At 70.1% G+C, this 19,543-nt stretch carries 20 protein-coding genes; 19 read left to right on the plus strand and 1 reads right to left on the minus strand.

The annotated features are described in order from the left end of the window. Nucleotides 1-300 precede the first annotated feature (300 nt). From L3078_RS32455 to ffh, 4 genes are all read left to right on the plus strand, one after another. On the plus strand, nucleotides 301-1,593 hold the full coding sequence (locus tag L3078_RS32455) for an ammonium transporter (RefSeq protein ID WP_239757483.1): 1,293 nt from the start codon (nucleotides 301-303) through the stop codon (nucleotides 1,591-1,593). After that, nucleotides 1,590-1,928 carry a P-II family nitrogen regulator gene (locus tag L3078_RS32460; RefSeq protein WP_003997576.1) on the plus strand — a complete coding sequence of 113 codons (339 nt, stop codon included), beginning with the start codon at nucleotides 1,590-1,592 and terminating at the stop codon, nucleotides 1,926-1,928. The genes L3078_RS32455 and L3078_RS32460 overlap by 4 nt, the downstream gene beginning before the upstream one ends. A gap of 26 nt (nucleotides 1,929-1,954) precedes the next feature. Beyond that, nucleotides 1,955-4,414 carry a [protein-PII] uridylyltransferase gene (locus tag L3078_RS32465; RefSeq protein ID WP_239757484.1) on the plus strand — a complete coding sequence of 820 codons (2,460 nt, stop codon included), beginning with the start codon at nucleotides 1,955-1,957 and terminating at the stop codon, nucleotides 4,412-4,414. Nucleotides 4,415-4,562: 148 nt separating this feature from the next. Further along, on the plus strand, nucleotides 4,563-6,113 hold the full coding sequence (gene ffh / locus L3078_RS32470; protein ID WP_239757485.1) for a signal recognition particle protein: 1,551 nt from the start codon (nucleotides 4,563-4,565) through the stop codon (nucleotides 6,111-6,113). Between the two features lie 296 nt (nucleotides 6,114-6,409). Here the strand turns inward: ffh and L3078_RS32475 are convergent, their stop codons facing one another. Then, complete coding sequence (locus tag L3078_RS32475) at nucleotides 6,410-7,168, minus strand: SAM-dependent methyltransferase (protein WP_239757486.1); 759 nt, start codon at nucleotides 7,166-7,168, stop codon at nucleotides 6,410-6,412. A 304-nt stretch (nucleotides 7,169-7,472) separates the two neighbouring features. On the opposite strand from L3078_RS32475, the gene proS reads away from it, so the two are divergent. From proS to L3078_RS32550, 15 genes are all read left to right on the plus strand, one after another. After that, nucleotides 7,473-8,888, plus strand: coding sequence for a proline--tRNA ligase (proS, locus tag L3078_RS32480; RefSeq protein ID WP_239757487.1), 1,416 nt, complete (start codon nucleotides 7,473-7,475; stop codon nucleotides 8,886-8,888). Nucleotides 8,889-9,148: 260 nt separating this feature from the next. Beyond that, nucleotides 9,149-9,745 carry a hypothetical protein gene (locus L3078_RS32485; RefSeq protein ID WP_239757488.1) on the plus strand — a complete coding sequence of 199 codons (597 nt, stop codon included), beginning with the start codon at nucleotides 9,149-9,151 and terminating at the stop codon, nucleotides 9,743-9,745. Between the two features lie 367 nt (nucleotides 9,746-10,112). Next, nucleotides 10,113-10,532 (plus strand): 30S ribosomal protein S16, encoded by a 420-nt coding sequence (gene rpsP, locus L3078_RS32490; RefSeq protein WP_220646336.1) that lies wholly within the window; start codon nucleotides 10,113-10,115, stop codon nucleotides 10,530-10,532. Nucleotides 10,533-10,534: 2 nt separating this feature from the next. Further along, nucleotides 10,535-10,774 (plus strand): RNA-binding protein, encoded by a 240-nt coding sequence (locus L3078_RS32495; RefSeq protein ID WP_033526925.1) that lies wholly within the window; start codon nucleotides 10,535-10,537, stop codon nucleotides 10,772-10,774. A gap of 197 nt (nucleotides 10,775-10,971) precedes the next feature. Further along, complete coding sequence (gene rimM, locus L3078_RS32500) at nucleotides 10,972-11,541, plus strand: ribosome maturation factor RimM (RefSeq protein WP_239757489.1); 570 nt, start codon at nucleotides 10,972-10,974, stop codon at nucleotides 11,539-11,541. Continuing rightward, the gene (gene trmD / locus L3078_RS32505; RefSeq protein WP_239757490.1) at nucleotides 11,541-12,374 is read left to right on the plus strand and encodes a tRNA (guanosine(37)-N1)-methyltransferase TrmD; all 834 of its coding nucleotides are present in this window, start codon (nucleotides 11,541-11,543) and stop codon (nucleotides 12,372-12,374) included. The genes rimM and trmD overlap by 1 nt, the downstream gene beginning before the upstream one ends. Nucleotides 12,375-12,508: 134 nt before the next feature. After that, nucleotides 12,509-12,859 (plus strand): 50S ribosomal protein L19, encoded by a 351-nt coding sequence (gene rplS, locus L3078_RS32510; protein ID WP_033526928.1) that lies wholly within the window; start codon nucleotides 12,509-12,511, stop codon nucleotides 12,857-12,859. A gap of 56 nt (nucleotides 12,860-12,915) precedes the next feature. Next, nucleotides 12,916-13,644 carry a signal peptidase I gene (lepB, locus tag L3078_RS32515; RefSeq protein ID WP_239757491.1) on the plus strand — a complete coding sequence of 243 codons (729 nt, stop codon included), beginning with the start codon at nucleotides 12,916-12,918 and terminating at the stop codon, nucleotides 13,642-13,644. After that, nucleotides 13,637-14,776 (plus strand): signal peptidase I, encoded by a 1,140-nt coding sequence (gene lepB / locus L3078_RS32520; protein WP_239757492.1) that lies wholly within the window; start codon nucleotides 13,637-13,639, stop codon nucleotides 14,774-14,776. The genes lepB (L3078_RS32515) and lepB (L3078_RS32520) overlap by 8 nt, the downstream gene beginning before the upstream one ends. After that, on the plus strand, nucleotides 14,742-15,644 hold the full coding sequence (gene lepB / locus L3078_RS32525; RefSeq protein WP_239757493.1) for a signal peptidase I: 903 nt from the start codon (nucleotides 14,742-14,744) through the stop codon (nucleotides 15,642-15,644). Before lepB (L3078_RS32520) ends, lepB (L3078_RS32525) begins: the two co-directional genes overlap by 35 nt. 81 nt (nucleotides 15,645-15,725) lie before the next feature. After that, on the plus strand, nucleotides 15,726-16,472 hold the full coding sequence (gene lepB / locus L3078_RS32530; protein ID WP_239757494.1) for a signal peptidase I: 747 nt from the start codon (nucleotides 15,726-15,728) through the stop codon (nucleotides 16,470-16,472). 52 nt (nucleotides 16,473-16,524) lie between these two features. Next, on the plus strand, nucleotides 16,525-17,043 hold the full coding sequence (locus L3078_RS32535; protein ID WP_239760545.1) for an NUDIX hydrolase: 519 nt from the start codon (nucleotides 16,525-16,527) through the stop codon (nucleotides 17,041-17,043). 56 nt (nucleotides 17,044-17,099) lie between these two features. Next, nucleotides 17,100-17,408 (plus strand): DUF2469 domain-containing protein, encoded by a 309-nt coding sequence (locus tag L3078_RS32540; RefSeq protein ID WP_005311352.1) that lies wholly within the window; start codon nucleotides 17,100-17,102, stop codon nucleotides 17,406-17,408. A 130-nt stretch (nucleotides 17,409-17,538) separates the two neighbouring features. Next, nucleotides 17,539-17,919, plus strand: a complete 381-nt coding sequence (locus L3078_RS32545) for a YraN family protein (RefSeq protein WP_239757495.1) — start codon at nucleotides 17,539-17,541, stop codon at nucleotides 17,917-17,919. Continuing rightward, complete coding sequence (locus L3078_RS32550) at nucleotides 17,919-19,541, plus strand: YifB family Mg chelatase-like AAA ATPase (protein ID WP_239757496.1); 1,623 nt, start codon at nucleotides 17,919-17,921, stop codon at nucleotides 19,539-19,541. The genes L3078_RS32545 and L3078_RS32550 overlap by 1 nt, the downstream gene beginning before the upstream one ends. The last annotated feature ends 2 nt before the right edge of the window (nucleotides 19,542-19,543 follow it).

A 19,543-nucleotide genomic window follows, 5' to 3' on the forward strand; every position in this document is an offset into this window, starting at 1 on the left:
CTGCCGCGGTCGGTCCGTTCGGGGCGTCGCACCGGAGACTCCCCCGGAAGTTCCATCGGATACGAAACCGTTATCCGTCGAGGGCCCCACAGAGGCTGGGCCCCACACGGGATGCGTCCTCCGCCATTCACGTTTCACCTGTCTGTAACGTGATGGGGGCCTTCGTCACCTCCGGGAAACATTTCCAAACTCCCGGCGAAACGGTGCTGCGTCAGTCTCCTCAGCACAGTCGGCCCTCCCCGATAGCTCCCCAGCTTCCGCATCCGCACGGGCCGTTCCGACCACGAGGAGATACCGGCATTGAACGGCACAGATACCGGATTCGTATTGATCAGTGCGGCGCTCGTCATGGTGATGACGCCGGGCCTGGCGCTCTTCTACGGCGGCATGGTCCGTGCCAAGAGCGTGCTGAACATGCTGATGATGTCCTTCATCTCGCTGGGCATCGTCAGCATCCTGTGGGTGCTGTACGGCTACTCGCTCGCGTTCAGCGGTGACGTCGGCCACGTCATCGGCAACCTCGACGCCATCGGTCTCAAGGGCATCGACATCACGAGCACGGTCGACAGCTTCGCCACCAACGCCAAGGGCGAGCCGCACAAGATCGCCGCGTTCTCGTTCATCCTCTTCCAGATGCTGTTCGCGGTGATCACCCCGGCCCTGATGAGCGGCGCGCTCGCCGACCGCGTCAAGTTCAGCGCCTGGATGATCTTCGTCGCGCTCTGGGTCACCCTCGCGTACTTCCCGGTCGCGCACTGGGTCTGGGCGCCGGGCGGCTGGCTCTTCGACATGGGCGTCATCGACTTCGCCGGTGGTACGGCGGTCCACATCAACGCCGGTATCGGCGCGCTCGCCGCGGTCCTCGTCGTGGGCAAGCGGATCGGCTTCAAGAAGGACCCGATGCGGCCGCACAGCCTGCCGCTGGTCCTGATCGGCACCGCCCTGCTCTGGTTCGGCTGGTTCGGCTTCAACGCCGGTTCCTGGCTCGGTGTCGACGGCACCACCGCCCGCATGGCCATCAACACGCAGATCGCCACCGCCGCGGCCATCATCGGCTGGCTGATCTACGAGCGCATCCGCCACGGTGCGTTCACCACCCTCGGGGCCTGCTCCGGCGCCGTCGCGGGTCTCGTCGCGATCACCCCGTCCGGCGGTCACGTCAACGCCTTCGGCGCCATCCTGATCGGTGTCGTCGCCGGCGCGGTCTGCTCCTGGGCCGTCAGCCTCAAGTACAAGCTCGGCTACGACGACTCCCTCGACGTCGTGGGCGTCCACCTGGTCGGCGGTGTCATCGGCACCCTGATGGTCGGCTTCCTCGCCACCGAGGCGGGCGGCTGGGACCAGTTCGGCAAGCAGGCCACCGGTGCCTTCTCCGTCATCGGCTACACCTTCGTGGTGACCTGGCTCATCGCCTTCGCCATCCAGAAGACGATCGGCTTCCGGGCGTCCGAGGAGGACGAGGTCACCGGTGTCGACCAGGCCCTGCACGCCGAGACCGCGTACGACTTCAGCTCGGCCGCCGGTTCGCACATCTCCTCCAGCACCACGAGCAGCGTCGCTGCCGCCACTGAGAGCAAGAAGGTCGAGGCATGAAGCTGATCACCGCGGTCGTCAAGCCGCACCGGCTCGACGAGATCAAGGAAGCCCTGCAGGCCTTCGGGGTGCACGGACTTACGGTGACCGAGGCCAGTGGGTACGGTCGGCAGCGGGGACACACCGAGGTGTACCGCGGCGCCGAGTACACGGTCGACCTGGTTCCCAAGATCCGGATCGAGGTTCTGGCCGAGGACGACGACGCCGAACAGCTGATCGACGTCATCGTCAAGGCCGCCCGCACCGGCAAGATCGGTGACGGCAAGGTCTGGTCCCTCCCGGTCGAGACGGCCGTACGGGTCCGGACCGGCGAGCGCGGCCCGGACGCGCTCTGACCGAAGAGAAGAACAGGAGTCACTGGGTGACGAGTACGGACGTACGTACGGATGCAGAGGACTCGGGACCCAGCGGCTATGCGGCGGCCCGGCTGCGCCTCCTCCAGGAGGGGGCGCAGTCCGGGCCGCCGCGCCGTTCGGCCCTCTCCGAGCTGACCGACGACTGGCTGGCCGGCCTCTTCGGAGCCGGGGCCGCCGAGCAGCGCGGGGTCTCCCTCGTGGCCGTCGGGGGATACGGGCGCGGCGAGCTCTCGCCCCGCAGCGACCTGGACCTGCTGCTCCTGCACGACGGGTCCGACGACGCGGCGGTGGCCGCACTGGCCGACCGCATCTGGTACCCCGTGTGGGACCTGGGGCTGGCCCTCGACCACTCCGTGCGCACCCCCGCCGAGGCCCGCAAGACCGCCGGCGAGGACCTCAAGGTGCAGCTCGGGCTGCTGGACGCCCGGCACATCGCCGGTGACCTGGGCCTGACCGCCGGCTTGCGGACCTCCGTCCTCGCCGACTGGCGCAACCAGGCGCCCAAACGCCTGCCGGAGCTGCAGGAGCTGTGCGCCGAGCGGGCCGAGCGGCAGGGGGAACTGCAGTACCTGCTGGAACCCGACCTCAAGGAGGCGCGCGGCGGATTGCGCGACGCCACCGCCCTGCGCGCCGTCGCCGCCTCCTGGCTCGCGGACGCCCCGCGCGAGGGACTCGCGGACGCCCGGCGCCGCCTCCTCGACGTACGGGACGCGCTCCATCTCACCACCGGGCGCGCGACCGACCGGCTCGCGCTCCAGGAACAGGACCAGGTCGCCGCCGAGCTGGGACTGCTGGACGCCGACACCTTGCTGCGCCAGGTGTACGAGGCGGCGCGCGTCATCTCGTACGCCAGTGATGTGACCTGGCGTGAGGTGGGGCGCGTGCTGCGGTCGCGCGCCGTGCGGCCCCGGCTGCGCGCCATGCTGGGCGGCGGCAAGCCCGCCCCCGAGCGGTCGCCGCTGGCCGAGGGCGTGGTCGAGCAGGACGGCGAGGTCGTGCTCGCACGGGCCGCCAAGCCCGACCGGGACCCCGTCCTGCCCCTGCGCGCCGCCGCCGCTGCCGCCCAGGCCGGACTGCCGCTGTCCCTGCACGCCGTACGCCGTCTCGCGGCCACCGCCCGGCCGCTGCCCACGCCCTGGCCCGCGGAGGCGCGCGAGCAACTCGTCACCCTGCTGGGCTCCGGGCGTCCGACCGTCGACGTCTGGGAGGCGCTGGAGGCCGAAGGCCTCATCACCCACCTGCTGCCCGACTGGGAGCGGGTGCGCTGCCGGCCGCAGCGCAACGCCGTGCACATCTGGACCGTCGACCGGCACCTCATCGAGACCGCGGTCCAGGCCTCCGAGATGACCCGCCGGGTCCACCGTCCCGACCTCCTGCTCGTCGCCGCGCTGCTCCACGACATCGGCAAGGGCTGGCCCGGCGACCACTCCGTCGCCGGCGAGATCATCGTCAAGGACGTGGCCGCCAGGATCGGCTTCGACCGTGAGGACGTGGCGGTCCTCTCCACCCTCGTACGCCACCATCTGCTGCTCGTCGACACGGCCACCCGGCGTGACCTGGAGGATCCGGCCACCGTGCGGTCCGTGGCCGACGCCGTCCGATCGCCGGGCACACTCGAACTGCTGCACGCGCTGACCGAGGCGGACGCGCTGGCCACCGGGCCCGCCGCCTGGTCGGCGTGGCGGGCCTCGCTCGTGACCGAACTGGTCCAGCGGGTCGACGCGCTGTTCGCCGGCGACGAGCCGGAGGAGCCGGAGCCCGGCGAGACCAGCGCCGAGCAGGAGCGGCTCGCCATCGAGGCGTTCCGCACGGGCGGGCCGGTGCTGTCGCTGCGCGCGCGCCCCGACGACATCGGCGCCGCCTCCGGGGAGAAGGACGAGAAGGCCGACCCCGAGCCGCTCGGGGTGGAACTCCTCATCGCCGTGCCCGACCAGGCGGGTGTCCTGCCCGCGGTCGCCGGTGTGCTAGCCATGCACCGGCTCACCGTGCGCACGGCCGAACTGCGGACCTTCGACCTCCCGGACGGCGTCGAGGGCTCGGTCCTGCTGCTGAACTGGCGGGTGGCCGCGGAGTACGGCTCGCTGCCGCAGGCCGCCCGGCTCCGCGCCGACCTCGTACGGGCGCTCGACGGCTCCCTGGACATCACCGGGCGGCTCGCCGAGCGGGACGCGGCCTACCCCCGGCGGCGGGGCGTGGTCGCGCCCCCGCCGCGCGTCACGGTGGCCGCGGCGGCCTCCCGGCACGCCACGGTCATCGAGGTCCGTGCCCAGGACGCGCCCGGACTGCTGCACCGGATCGGGCGGGCGCTGGAGGACGCGCACGTACGGGTCCGCAGCGCGCACGTCAGCACGCTGGGCGCCAACGCGGTGGACGCTTTCTACGTCACCGGACCGAAGGGGGCGCCGCTGCCGGCCGACGAGGCGGCGTCGGTGGCGCGCAAGCTGGAGGAGACGCTGCGCGGCTGAGCACGTCGGGTACGGGACCGTCAGGTGCCGTACCCGACGCGGCCGGGCTCCGCCGTCACTATCCACAGGGGTGGAGACCCGACCACACCCAGACAGATACCCTGGAGGGCAGCCCACCCTGCCCCCGACTCCGAGGACCGACACCGCCGTGTTCGATACGCTCTCCGATCGCCTCTCAGCGACTTTCAAGAACCTGCGCGGCAAGGGGCGCCTGTCCGAGGCGGACATCGACGCCACGGCGCGCGAGATCCGCATCGCGCTGCTCGAAGCGGACGTCGCGCTGCCGGTCGTCCGGGCTTTCATCAAGAACGTCAAGGAGCGCGCGCTCGGCGCCGAGGTCTCCAAGGCGCTCAACCCCGCCCAGCAGGTCCTCAAGATCGTCAACGAGGAACTGGTCGGGATCCTCGGCGGCGAGACCCGTCGTCTGCGCTTCGCCAAGCAGCCGCCGACCGTGATCATGCTCGCGGGTCTCCAGGGTGCCGGTAAGACGACCCTCGCGGGCAAGCTGGGCCGCTGGCTGAAGGAGCAGGGCCACTCGCCGCTCCTCGTCGCCTGTGACCTCCAGCGCCCGAACGCCGTGAACCAGCTCAGCGTGGTCGCCGAGCGCGCGGGTGTCGCGGTCTACGCGCCGGAGCCGGGCAACGGCGTGGGCGACCCGGTCAAGGTCGCCAAGGACTCCATCGAGTTCGCGAAGTCGAAGGTCCACGACATCGTGGTCGTCGACACGGCCGGCCGCCTCGGTATCGACCAGGAGATGATGCAGCAGGCGGCGGACATCCGGGACGCCGTCTCCCCGGACGAGATCCTCTTCGTCGTCGACGCGATGATCGGTCAGGACGCCGTCAACACGGCGGAGGCCTTCCGCGACGGCGTCGGCTTCGACGGCGTCGTCCTCTCCAAGCTCGACGGTGACGCCCGCGGTGGTGCCGCCCTGTCGATCGCCTCGGTCACCGGCAAGCCGATCATGTTCGCGTCGAACGGCGAGAAGCTCGACGAGTTCGACGCCTTCCACCCCGACCGGATGGCCTCCCGCATCCTCGACATGGGTGACCTGCTCACCCTGATCGAGCAGGCGGAGAAGACCTTCAGCCAGGAAGAGGCCGCCAAGATGGCCTCCAAGCTGGCGTCCAAGAAGGGGCAGGACTTCACGCTCGACGACTTCCTGGCCCAGATGGAGCAGGTCAGGAAGATGGGCAGCATCAGCAAGCTGCTCGGCATGCTGCCCGGCATGGGGCAGATCAAGGACCAGATCAACAACATCGACGAGCGCGACGTCGACCGCACGGCCGCGATCATCAAGTCGATGACCCCGGCCGAGCGCCAGGAGCCGACCATCATCAACGGCTCGCGCCGCGCCCGTATCGCCAAGGGCTCCGGTGTCGAGGTCAGCGCGGTGAAGAACCTCGTCGAGCGGTTCTTCGAGGCCCGCAAGATGATGTCCCGCATGGCCCAGGGCGGCGGCATGCCCGGGATGCCGGGTATGCCCGGCATGGGTGGCGGTCCCGGCCGGAGCAAGAAGCAGCCCAAGCAGGCCAAGGGCAAGCAGCGCTCGGGCAACCCGATGAAGCGCAAGCAGCAGGAGCAGGAGGAGGCCGCCCGCCGGGCCGCCGCGGCCCAGGGCGGTGCCCTCGGACTGCCGGGCCAGCAGGGCGCTCAGGACTTCGAGCTGCCGGACGAGTTCAAGAAGTTCATGGGCTGACCGCGATTCCCCGATTCCGCGATTCCGCGGGGACGAACAGCGGCGCCGCGTGACCGGCCGGGGGGTGTGGCCGGGCGCGCGGCGCCGGATGCCGTGTGCGTGACGGCAAGGTGTGGTGTCGCTCGTGGTGCTCCCGCTGGCAACTCCCGTACGCGGATGTGTTGTTCCCCTGGACGATGCGTCAGGTTAGGCGCGCGGCAGGGCACTTGGCCAAGAGAAAGCGCTGCTGGCCCGCTTTCTTCACACCATTCACAACACCGTTCACACCCGCACCGGAAGATGCCGCGAGGACCTTCTCAGGGTGTCCGCGCGATGAGGTAGCGGAACACGTTCGGCATCCAGACCGTCCCGTCCCGGCGGCGGTGCGGATGCAACGCCTCGGCCAGTTCCTTGTCCACCTGCTCCTGGTCGGTGGCCCCGATCGCCGCGTCGAACAGACCGGTCGACAGCAGCCCCCGCACGGCGTTGTCCACGTTGGCGTACCCGAAGGGGCAGGCCACGCGTCCCGAGCCGTCCGGCTTCAGGCCCGCCCGCTGAGCGACCTCCTCCAGGTCGTCGCGCAGCGCCGGGCGCCAACTGCCGGCGCTGCGCAGGGGATCGGCGAGCTTGGTGGCCACGCGGAGCACGGCGGACGTGGTGCAGCGCTCCGGTGGGCCCCAGCCGGCGAGGACTACGGGGGTGCCGCGTTCCGCCAGCGGGGTCGCCGCGGCGAGCAGTTCACCGAGCCCCTCCGAGTCACCGGCCAGACAGCCGATCGGCTCGAAGGCGGTCACCAGGTTGTAGAGCGGTTCACCGGGCCCGTGGGTCATGTCCTCGGGGTCACCTTCGAGGACCCGGGTGACGGCGCTCGCGCGCGTGCCCCAGGACTCCGGCCGCAGCCGCTCCCGCGCCAGTGCCGTTCTCTCCGGTGCCGCCGAGTCGATGCCGGTGACCGAGGCTCCCCGCCCCGCCGCCATCAGCAGCGCGAGCCCCGAACCGCAGCCGAGGCCGAGCAGTCGGGTCCCGGTACCGACGTCGAGCCGTCGGTACACGGCCTCGTACAGCGGTACCAGCATCCGTTCCTGGATCTCCGCCCAGTCACGCGCGCGTGCACACCGGTCCACGCGGGGTGCGGTCCCCGCGCGAGGCAGTTGCTGCCGCACGAGCGTAGGTGTCATATCGAAAGCGCCCCAATCCGCCGTGAGTTGCCGTTGCCGGATTTCCTGGCCCCCGTGGCAGTGCGCGCTCGCACTCCCCCCGTATGCCAGGTAACTCCGCACTCGGCGACTCGTCCAGGGGTCGCGGACACCGGTTTGCGAACTGTCCAGGGAAGGAAAAAAGAATTCACATCGTCGCAATATGCCCCCGTACCATTCCGCCATGGCAAAGGCACCCGTACTCACGCCCCGCGCGGACGACTTCCCGCGCTGGTACCAGGATCTGATCACCAAGGCCGAGCTGGCGGAGAACGGTCCGGTGCGCGGCACCATGGTCATCCGACCGTACGGGTACGGGCTGTGGGAGCGGATGCAGCAGGAGATGGACGCCCGGATCAAGGAGACGGGCACGCAGAACGCGTACTTCCCGCTCCTGATCCCGCAGTCCTACCTCACCCGGGAGGCCGAGCACGTCGAGGGCTTCGCGCCCGAGCTGGCCGTGGTGACACACGGCGGCGGCAAGGAACTCGAAGAGCCCGCCGTCGTCCGCCCCACCTCCGAGATGATCATCAATGCCTCCTTCTCGAAGTGGGTCCAGAGCTACCGCGACCTTCCGCTGCTGATCAACCAGTGGGCTAACGTGGTCCGTTGGGAACTGCGTCCCCGGCTCTTCCTCCGCACGAGCGAATTCCTCTGGCAGGAGGGCCACACGGCGCACGCGACGTACGAGGAGGCGCGCGACTTCGCCGCGCACATCCACCGGGAGGTCTACGAGGACTTCATGGTGAACGTCCTGGCGATGGACGTCGTCCCCGGCCGCAAGACCGTCAAGGAGCGCTTCGCGGGCGCCATCAACACCCTCACGCTCGAAGGCATGATGGGCGACGGAAAAGCCCTCCAGATGGCCACCAGTCACGAACTGGGCCAGAACTTCGCCAAGGCCTTCAACACCCGCTACCTGTCGAAGGACGGCACGCAGGAACTCGTCTGGCAGACCTCCTGGGGCTCCACCACCCGCATGATCGGCGCCCTCGTGATGATGCACGGCGACGACCACGGCCTCCGGGTGCCGCCCCGGCTGGCCCAGGTCCAGGCCGTCGTGGTCGCGATCAAGGGGGACGACGCGGTTCTGGCCAAGGTCCGCGAGCTCGGTGCCCGGCTGAAGGCGGCGGGCGTCCGCGTGCGGGTGGACGACCGCACGGACGTCCCGTTCGGCCGCCGCGCCGTCGACTGGGAGCTGAAGGGCGTCCCCGTGCGCATCGAGGTCGGCCCCCGTGACCTGGAGAACGGCACCGCGATGCTCGTCCGCCGCATCCCGGGCGGCAAGGAGCCGGTCGCGCTCGACTCGCTCGTGCACCTGCTCCCCACCGTCCTGGAGGAGGACCAGGCGCTCCTGCTGAGGCAGTCGCGCGAGCGGCGCGAGTCCCGCACGACCGAGGTGTCCACCCTCGACGAGGCGATCGAGGCGGCCACCGCCGGCGGCTGGGCGCGGATCCCCTGGTCGACGCTGGGCGAGGACGGCGAGAACAGGCTCGGGGAGCACGCGGTGACCGTAAGGTGTCTGGTCGCCGAGGACGGGTCGGTGCCCGACTCCTATGACGCACCCGGTAACGTCGCCGTCGTGGCGCGCGCTTACTAGAGCACTCCGTTCCGCCGGGAGAGCGACCGAATCGTCCCTTGCGCATCTGCCGAACCCAGGTGCCCCGGCGCGCGGACCTCGTCTACGCGCTGGGGCGTACGTGTTACTACGTACCGCCTTGTGGCGAGCTGTGAGGCTTCTCCGCAGATCAGCGCACCCGCCCTCGTCAGGACGCACTAGTGGCAACTGACGGGTACGTGCAAATTATTTGGGATGGCCCGGAATCGGAACACAGCGGCACTCAGGCTCGTTGTCATTACGTGAGCACGACACAGACACCACCTGTTCTCGCCGCAGAGCTGGCACAGGCGTGGGCCGACATCCAACGGCACCACCCCGAGCTGCCGGATCTTGCCGCTCCCGAGTCCCTGATCGGAGAGTCGTCGTCCGCTTGCGGTCACGAACTCTCCTTCGAGCGACTGCTCCATGAGGCAGTCCATGGCATCGCCGCCGCGCGCGGGGTCCGCGACACCTCCCGCGCCGGCCGGTACCACAACCGCAGATTCCTCGCGATCGCCGAGGAGCTCGGCCTCGACCACCCCGAGGAACCGCATCCCAGCAGCGGTTTCTCGCTGGTCACGCTCAACCCCGAGGCCAAGCGTCGCTACCGCCCGACCATCGAGAGACTGCAGCGCGCCCTGAAGGCCCACACCGCGGCGACCTCCGCGGACACGGCCCGCAGCTTCCGGGGCCCGGCCGCCCGCCACGGCTCCTCCGGTGGCGGCGTCCGCGTCAAGGCCGTCTGCGACTGCGGCCGCAACGTCCGCGTGGTCCCGTCCGTACTCGCCCAGGCCCCCATCGTCTGCGGCGGCTGCGGCAAGCCCTTCCGGATCCCGGAGGTAGTGGGCGCGGCGTGAGACGAGGGCGAGCCGAGAAGACGGCGAGCTGAACCGACGGCTGCTCGTGGCAGCCGTATCCGCTCGCGGTCGCCGGTCCGCCCTCGCTGCGGGCAGTCGTGCCCCTGGGGGAGGGGATGCAGGCAGGCGGCACCCGGTCAGCGCCGGTGAGCGACCTCCCCGGCGCCGGGTGCCGCTTCGGCATGGCTCCGCGCAGCCCGGGTCGGAGGTGAACCCCCGGATGTGGCACAATGGCTAGCTGTACTCGACAGTCGCACAGGACCCCTCTCTCCTCCGGCTGACGCGTCCATCGGGCACTCGGGTACCGCAACCCCACGCGGCATTCTCGCCGTGCCCAACCACGTCAAATCCAGGAGAACCCACTCCCGTGGCAGTCAAGATCAAGCTGAAGCGTCTGGGCAAGATCCGTTCGCCTCACTACCGCATCGTCGTCGCCGACTCCCGCACCCGTCGTGACGGCCGTGCGATCGAGGAGATCGGCAAGTACCACCCGACGTACAACCCGTCGGTCATCGAGGTCGACGAGGAGCGCGTCGCGTACTGGCTGGGTGTCGGCGCGCAGCCGACCGAGCCCGTGCTCGCCATTCTGAAGAAGACCGGCGACTGGCAGAAGTTCAAGGGCGAGCCCGCTCCGGCGCCGCTCCTCGTGGCTCAGCCGAAGTCCTCCCGCCCCTCCTTCGAGGCCCTGGGCGGCGACGACGAGGGCAAGGGTGAGGCGATCACCCAGAAGAAGAAGGCCGAGAAGAAGGACGAGGCTGCCGCCGAGTCCGAGTCGACCGAGGCCTGAGCATGCTCGAGGAGGCTCTCGAGCACCTCGTCAAGGGCATCGTCGACTACCCCGACGACGTGCAGGTCGCCTCGCGCAACCTGCGCCGGGGGCGCGTACTCGAGGTCCGGGTCCACCCTGACGACCTCGGCAAGGTGATCGGCCGCAACGGCCGTACCGCCCGCGCCCTGCGTACCGTCGTGGGTGCCATCGGCGGCCGCGGAGTCCGTGTCGACCTCGTCGACGTGGACCACGTCCGCTGACGAAGATTCGCAGCACCGGCTCGGGCCGGGGAGGGCCACTGGCCGTCCCCGGCCCGTAGTCGTATGCGTTCTGCGCGTGGTAGTCGTATGAGCCGCATGAGCCGCATGAGCCGCATGAGCCGCATGAGCCGCATGAGCCGCATGAGCCGCATGAGCCGTATGAGTTGTATGAGTCGCATGACAGGAGATCGAGCACAGTGCAGCTCGTAGTCGCACGGATCGGCCGCGCCCACGGCATCAAGGGCGAGGTCACCGTCGAGGTCCGCACCGACGAACCGGAACTCCGGCTCGGCCCCGGCGCCGTCCTCCTCACGGACCCCGCCTCGACGGGCCCCCTGACCATCGAGGCCGGCCGGGTCCACAGCGGCCGGCTGCTCCTGCGCTTCGAGGGCGTCCGGGACCGCAACGCCGCCGAGGCCCTCCGCAACACCCTGCTGATCGCCGAGGTGGACCCGGAGGAACTGCCGGAGGAAGAGGACGAGTACTACGACCACCAGTTGATGGACCTGGACGTGGTCACCAAGGACGGCGTCGCGGTCGGTCGGATCACCGAGATCTCGCACCTCCCCTCCCAGGACCTGTTCATCGTCGAACGGCCCGACGGCAGCGAGGTGATGATCCCGTTCGTCGAGGAGATCGTCACCGAGATCGACCTGGCGGAGCAGAAGGCGGTCATCGACCCGCCGCCCGGTCTGATCGACGACCAGGCCGAGATCGCCTCCTCGCGGGACGCCGAGGACTCGGCGGACGCGGAGGACAAGGGCTGATGCGGCTCGACGTCGTCACGATCTTCCCCGAGTACCTCGAACCCCTGAACGTCTCCCTCGTCGGCAAGGCCCGCGCGCGGGGACAGCTGCAGGTGCACGTCCATGACCTGCGGCAATGGACGTACGACCGGCACAACACCGTCGACGACACCCCGTACGGCGGCGGCCCCGGCATGGTCATGAAGACCGACCCCTGGGGCGACGCCCTCGACGACGTGCTGGCCCAGGGATACGAGACGGGATCCGCGCGGCCCGCGCTCATCGTCCCCACCCCCAGCGGCCGCCCCTTCACCCAGGCGCTGGCCGTCGAACTCTCCGAGCGCCCCTGGCTGGTCTTCACGCCGGCGCGCTACGAGGGCATCGACCGGCGCGTGATCGACGAGTACGCCACCCGCATGCCGGTGTACGAGGTCTCCATCGGCGACTACGTCCTCGCCGGCGGCGAGGCGGCCGTCCTCGTCGTCACCGAGGCCGTGGCGCGGCTGCTGCCCGGCGTCCTCGGCAACGCCGAGTCCCACCGCGACGACTCCTTCGCGCCCGGCGCCATGGCCAACCTCCTGGAGGGGCCGGTCTACACCAAGCCCCCCGAGTGGCGCGGCCGGGACATCCCCGAGGTGCTGCTCAGCGGCCACCACGGCAAGATCGCGCGCTGGCGGCGGGACGAGGCGCTGAAGCGTACGGCCGCCAACCGGCCCGACCTCATCGAGCGTTGCGACCCCAAGGCCTTCGACAAGAAGGACCGCGAGATGCTCTCCATCCTGGGCTGGGCCCCGGACCCGGAGGGTGAACCGTACGGCCGATTTTGGCGGCGGCCGGAGGGCGTGGAAGAATAGGCCGCTGTTGTGCGTCGTCCGGCGCGCGCCCCTGCCACAGGGGGACACGACGCCCGCCCCGACCCGGACAGCATCCTCTCGAAACACCTAGCTCCCGCCTATGACCTGTGGCATGGGCGAAGAAAGCAGACGACATGTCTCACCTGCTCGACTCCCTCGACTCCGCGTCGCTGCGGAGCGACATCCCGGCCTTCCGCCCGGGTGACACCGTCAACGTCCACGTGCGCGTCATCGAGGGCAACCGCTCCCGTGTGCAGCAGTTCAAGGGCGTGGTCATCCGTCGCCAGGGCGCCGGTGTCCGCGAGACCTTCACGGTCCGCAAGGTCTCGTTCTCCGTCGGCGTCGAGCGCACCTTCCCGGTGCACACCCCGATCGTCGAGAAGATCGAGCTCGTCACCCGCGGTGACGTCCGTCGCGCCAAGCTGTACTACCTGCGCGAGCTGCGCGGCAAGGCGGCGAAGATCAAGGAGAAGCGCGACAACTGATCGCGCGTCGAGTCACCAGAGGTCGTCACATCGGGGCCGGATAGCATCTGGCCCCGATGGACACCGAAGCACAGCAGCACGTGGAGCGCGACCGTTCCCCCCGCCCTTCCGGCGTCGAGGTCTCCGAGGAGATCTCCGACACAGAAGGGGCGGGGGAGCGGTCGCGTTTCGCATGGGTGGACCGGACCACCGCACGGGTACCGGGTGGGAGATACACCCTGACCGTGCTGATCTGCCTGCTTTTTCTGGCGCTCCTCAGCAACTTCGTGCTGCAGCCGTTCCAGATTCCCAGCAGCTCCATGGCCGACTCATTGAGGATCGGGGACCGCGTTCTCGTAAATAAGTTGGCGTACCGTTTCGGATCTGAGCCGCAGCGCGGTGACGTCGTCGTGTTCGACGGCACCGGCTACTTCGGGAACGCCGACTACGTCAAGCGCGTTGTCGGCGTGGGGGGAGACCGGGTGGTCTGCTGCGACCAGGAGGGGAGGCTTGAGGTGAACGGCCGGTGGGTCGACGAGTCGTCGTTTCTGTACCCGGGCGACAGCCCGTCGAACGTCCCCTTCGACGTGGTCGTCCCCGAGGGCAGACTGTTCCTCCTCGGCGACCACCGCAGTGACTCCAGTGACTCCCGTGACCATCTCGGGTCCCCCGGCGGCGGCATGGTCCCCCTCGACTCCGTGATCGGCCGGGCCGAGTGGATCGCCTGGCCCGCCGACCACTGGACGCGTCTGGACCGCCCCGGCGCGTACGCGCGCGTGCCCGCCGCCGGCGGTGCGCATGGGTAACCGCGGCAAACCCCGCGGTGCGCCTCCCGCCACCGCGGCCGCCAACCTGCTGCCCACCGGTTCGCGGCGGTCCGGCGGTGCCGCCCGGCCGAGCCGGGTCGAGCGGCGCAAGCTCGCCCGGAAGATCAAGCGGCGCAGGCGTCGCTCCGCGGTCAAGGAGATCCCGCTCCTCGTCGGTGTCGCCGTCCTCATAGCCCTCGTCCTGAAGACCTTCCTCGTCCAGGCGTTCGTGATCCCGTCGGGCTCCATGGAGCAGACGATCCAGATCGGCGACCGCGTCCTGGTCGACAAGCTCACGCCCTGGTTCGGCTCCAAACCCACCCGTGGGGACGTCGTCGTCTTCAAGGACCCGGGCGGCTGGCTGGAGGACGAGCAGACGACGGTCAGCGCCGAGGACCCGATCGTCATCAAGCAGATAAAGGAAGGCCTGCAGTTCATCGGCCTTCTCCCCTCCGACGACGAGAAGGACCTGATCAAGCGCGTCGTCGCGGTCGGCGGTGACACCGTCAAGTGCTGTGACACCCAGGGCCGCGTCACCGTCAACGGCATGCCCCTGGACGAGACGGCGTACATCCATCCCGGCAACCAGCCCTCGACCCAGCGGTTCCAGGTGACCGTGCCGCAGGGCCGCCTCTGGGTGATGGGTGATCACCGGGAGAACTCCGCCGACTCGCGCGCCCATCAGTCGGACGATTCGAAGACGGCCCAGTTCGGCGGTACGGTGCCGGAGGACTCCGTCGTCGGCCGGGCCGTCGTCATCGCCTGGCCGGTGGGCCACTGGGGGCAGTTGGAGGAGCCTGACACGTTCTCCGCCGTGCCGAGCGGGTCGCCCGTCGCCCTCGGCGCTTCGCATAGGGTGGCCTCCGCGGATCGAAACGGATTGATCCCCCTCCCGACCCCTGCGGAACTCCCGCTCGTTATGGGAGTGGTGGGCCTGCACCGGCTGTGGCGCGGGCGGCGGTACGGAGTGAGGAGTGGATGTGGGGGATTTGGCGGTCGGCGCACGGTCCGGACACGGTGGTTCCGAAGAACGGCCGGAGCGATCCGACGAGGCGGCTTCCCCGGCCGCGGAGAACGTGGAGGACGTGGAGAACGCCGTGCGTTCCGAGGGTCCCGCCGGCTCCGGGAGTGACTCCCCGGACGGCGACGCGGCGGACGGCGAGAACGACGCCCGGACCTCGGCCGACGACGGCGACGGCGATCAGAACGAGCGGCCCAGGAAGAAGCAGCGCTCCTTCTGGAAGGAGCTGCCGATCCTGATCGGTATCGCTCTGGTCCTCGCGCTGCTGATCAAGACGTTCCTGGTGCAGGCGTTCTCCATCCCCTCCGACTCGATGCAGAACACCCTGCAGGAGGGCGACCGGGTCCTGGTCGACAAGCTCACCCCGTGGTTCGGCTCGGAGCCCGAGCGCGGCGAGGTCGTCGTCTTCCACGACCCCGACGGCTGGCTGGACGGCGAGCCCACCCTGGAGCCCAACGCCGTGCAGCGGGTCCTCGGCTGGATCGGCCTGATGCCGTCCGCCGAGGAGAAGGACCTCATCAAGCGCGTCGTCGGCGTGGCCGGCGACACCGTGGAGTGCAAGGGCACCGGCCCGCTCAAGGTCAACGGCAAGGCGCTGAACGAGCCGTACGTGTACCCGGGCAACACCCCCTGCACCGTCGACGACACCGGCGGTCAGTTCAAGGTGAAGGTGCCCGAGGGCAAAATCTGGGTCATGGGTGACCACCGGCAGAACTCGCTGGACTCCCGCTACCACCAGAACGACAGCAACAAGGGCATGGTCCCGGTGAGCCAGGTCGTGGGCCGCGCCATCGTGGTCGCCTGGCCGCCCACCCGCTGGTCCACGCTGCCGATCCCCGACACCTTCGACCAGAACCTGAGCGCCGCCGCCCCCGGCGCGCTCGGCCTCGCGGGCGCGGTGCCGTTGGTGCTGTGGCGCAGGCGCCGCCTTCTGGCCACCGAAAGCCCGAGGGTTTCTGGCACGGGTACCGCCGGGTAGGGTGCCGTCCCAGATCGCCGATCTTCCGCGGCCCGCACGGGGCCCCGGACGGTCGATTCTCCGACCTGGGGGAGCACTGGGATGAGCGGGACCACAAGTCGTACGGACGAGGGCCACGGACGGCTCGGCAGCAAGCTGTCGGGACTGGCCGTGGCCCTCGGCTGTGTGCTCTTCCTGGGCGGCTTCCTCTGGGGCGCGGTGGCCTACGCGCCCTACACCGTGCCGACCGACTCGATGTCCCCCACGATCACCTCCGGGGACCGCATACTCGCCGAGCGGGTGGACGGCTCCGAGATCAAGCGCGGTGACGTCGTGGTCTTCCGGCAGGAGACCTGGGGCAACGCCCCCATGGTCAAGCGGGTCGTCGCGGTGGGCGGGGACACGGTCGCCTGCTGCACCGACGGCAAGCTGACCGTCAACGGCAAGCAGATCGACGAGGGGTACCTCCCCGAGGGCCAGCAGGCCGAGCTGACCGGCATCCCGGAGATCACCGTCCCCAAGGGCCGGCTGTTCCTCCTCGGTGACGAGCGCAGCGGGTCCCTGGACTCCACCGCCCACCTCACGGAGGCCGGCAACGGCACGGTGCCGCGCAGCCATGTGGACGCGCGCGTGGACGCCGTCGTCTGGCCCATGGACGGCATGCTGGCCCGCCCCACGGGCTTCGAGAAGCTGGGCGCGCTCTCCTCTCCGGGCCCGCTGCGGCTGATCACCGCCGCGCTGGTCGTGGGCATGGTGCTCGTGCTGGGCGGCGCGGCCTACGGCCCCGTCGCCAAGCGGCTCGGCGGACGCGGCCGTACGACGCGGGCGGAGCCGGCCGGTGTCGCCTGAGGGCGCGGACGGGGACACGAACGCGGACTCGTACGGGGGTGCGAACGCGAGCGTGGACGCGTACGGGGACACGTACGAGGGTGGGCTGCGCAAGGTGGCCCGTGTGATCCTGCTGGATCCGCAGGACCGCATCCTGCTGCTCCACGGGCACGAGCCGGACGATCCCGCCGACGACTGGTGGTTCACGCCCGGCGGCGGTGTGGAGGGCGCGGAGACCCGCGAGGAGGCCGCCCTGCGGGAGCTCGTGGAGGAGACCGGGATCACGGACGTGGAACTCGGCCCCGTGCTCTGGCGGCGGATGTGCTCCTTCCCCTTCGCCGGACGCCGCTGGGACCAGGACGAGTGGTACTACCTCGCCCGGACCCCCGATACGCACCAGGCGGCGCCCGTCGCGGCGGGCCTCACGGAGCTGGAACGCCGCAGTGTGGCCGGAGCACGCTGGTGGACGTGCGGGGAACTGGCCCGGACGCATGAGACGGTGTACCCGACCAGACTCGCCGAACTGCTTCGCACACTGCTCGACGAGGGTCCCCCGGCCAGACCCGTGGTCCTCGACACCGAAATTGTCTAGGGGCTCGCGGGACTGGCGCACAATGGTGGGATCGCACGGCTGAAGGGGAACATGCCATGAGCGCCGAGGACCTCGAGAAGTACGAGACCGAGATGGAGCTGAAGCTCTACCGGGAGTACCGCGATGTCGTCGGTCTGTTCAAATACGTGATCGAGACCGAGCGGCGTTTCTATCTCACCAATGACTATGAGATGCAGGTGCACTCGGTCCAGGGTGAGGTGTTCTTCGAGGTGTCTATGGCGGACGCCTGGGTGTGGGACATGTACCGGCCGGCTCGGTTCGTGAAGCAGGTGCGGGTGCTCACGTTCAAGGACGTGAACATCGAGGAGCTGAACAAGAGCGATCTGGAGCTGCCGGGCAGCTGAGCCCGATGAGCGGGTGAGCCGGGTCGTCCTTCGTGTGGGTGATGAAGTTATCCACAATCGGCTGCTTGTCCACCAAGATCCAATAGCGGGCTGAGCTGCCCTCAGTGTTGGCGCCGGAGGTGGTGCCGACATGAGCGAGGCACGAGGCAACAACGCGCGAGGCGCGCTCGGCAAGTACGGCGAGGAACTGGCCGCGCGGCGGCTGGTCGCGGCCGGGATGACGGTCCTGGAGCGCAACTGGCGCGGCGGCAGGGCCGGCGAGATCGACATCGTGGCCCGGGACGGGGACGCGCTGGTCGTCTGCGAGGTGAAGACCCGCAGGGCGGGCCCCTTCGAACACCCCATGGCGGCCGTCACGACGACCAAGGCCGAACGACTGCGGGGCCTCGCCGAACGCTGGCTCCAGGAACACGGAGGGAGCCCGCCGGGCGGCGTCCGCATCGACGTCGTCGGTGTCGTCCTCCCCGACCGCGGCGCCCCCGTCGTGGAGCACGTACGGGGGGTGGCCTGATGGGATTCGCCCGCACGTGCTCCGTGGCCCTCGTCGGAGTCGAGGGAGTCGTCGTCGAGGTCCAGGCCGACCTGGAACCGGGCGTGGCGGCCTTCACACTGGTCGGCCTGCCGGACAAGAGCCTGACGGAGAGCAAGGACCGGGTCAGGGCGGCGGTGGTCAATTCGGGCGCCGAATGGCCGCAGAAGAAGTTGACGGTGGGGCTCAGTCCGGCGTCGGTGCCGAAAGCCGGCAGCGGCTTCGACCTGGCGGTGGCCTGCGCGGTACTGGGGGCCTCCGAGCGGATCGATCCGCGGGTGCTCTCCGACATCGTGATGATCGGAGAGCTGGGACTCGACGGCCGGGTCCGGCCGGTCCGGGGCATCCTGCCCGCGGTGCTGGCCGCCGCCGAGGCCGGATACGAGCAGGTGGTGGTGCCGGAGTGCGCAGCCGCGGAGGCGTCGCTGGTGCCAGGTGTCTCGGTACTGGGTGTACGCACGCTGCGGCAACTGATCGCCGTGCTCGCGGATGAACCCGTGCCGGACGAGGAGCCCGACGAGGGACGTCCCGATCCGCTCATGGCGGGACTCCGCCTGCCGGGCACGGGCGCGGCCACCGGCATGCACACGGCGGGAGCCGCCCAGCAGGACCACGGCCACGACCTCTCCGATGTCGTCGGCCAGCTGGCGGCCCGAACCGCCGTGGAGGTCGCCGCGGCCGGTGGACATCACCTCTTCCTGGAAGGGCCGCCGGGAGCGGGCAAGACGATGCTCGCCGAGCGGCTGCCGACCATCCTGCCGAAGCTGGCCAGGGAGGAGTCGCTGGAGGTCACGGCGGTCCACTCGATCGCCGGTCTGCTGCCCGTGGGCAAGCCCCTGGTCGACGACGCGCCCTACTGCGCCCCTCACCACTCGGCCACGATGCAGTCCCTGGTGGGCGGTGGTCAGGGCATCGCACGGCCCGGAGCGGTGTCCCTCGCCCACCGAGGGGTGCTCTTCCTCGACGAGACCCCTGAGTTCAGCAGCCAGGCCCTGGACGCCCTGCGGCAGCCGCTGGAGGCGGGGCATGTGGTGATCGCGCGCAGTGCGGGAGTGGTCCGATTCCCGGCGAAGTTCTTGATGGTCCTCGCCGCGAACCCCTGTCCTTGTGGTCGCTTCTCCCGGACGGACGACCTGTGCGAGTGCCCGCCCGCCTCGATCCGCCGGTATCAGGCCCGACTCTCCGGGCCGCTGCTGGACAGGGTCGACCTGCGGGTCGAGGTCGACCGGGTCACTCGGACCGAGCTCACCAGGCGTGGGGCCCGGGGCGAGTCCACGGCGACGGTGGCCGACCGCGTGCGCTCCGCGAGGGAACGAGCGGCCGAACGCCTCCTGGGCACTCCCTGGCGGACGAACAGCGAAGTCCCGGGGCGCGAACTGCGCAGCCGGTGGCACGCGGCCCCGGGCGCGATGGACGAGGCCGAGCGCTGCCTGGAGCGGGGTGTACTGACCGCGCGCGGCCTGGACCGGGTGCTCCGCGTCGCCTGGACCATCGCTGATCTCGTCGGCCATGACCGCCCCGACGCGACGGACGTCAACCTGGGCCTGCAACTGCGCACCGGCGTCCCGCGCGGGGTGCCGATGGCGATCGGCGCGCTGACGTGATG

It is taken from the genome of Streptomyces deccanensis (assembly GCF_022385335.1).
In the GTDB taxonomy this organism is placed as follows: domain Bacteria; phylum Actinomycetota; class Actinomycetes; order Streptomycetales; family Streptomycetaceae; genus Streptomyces; species Streptomyces deccanensis.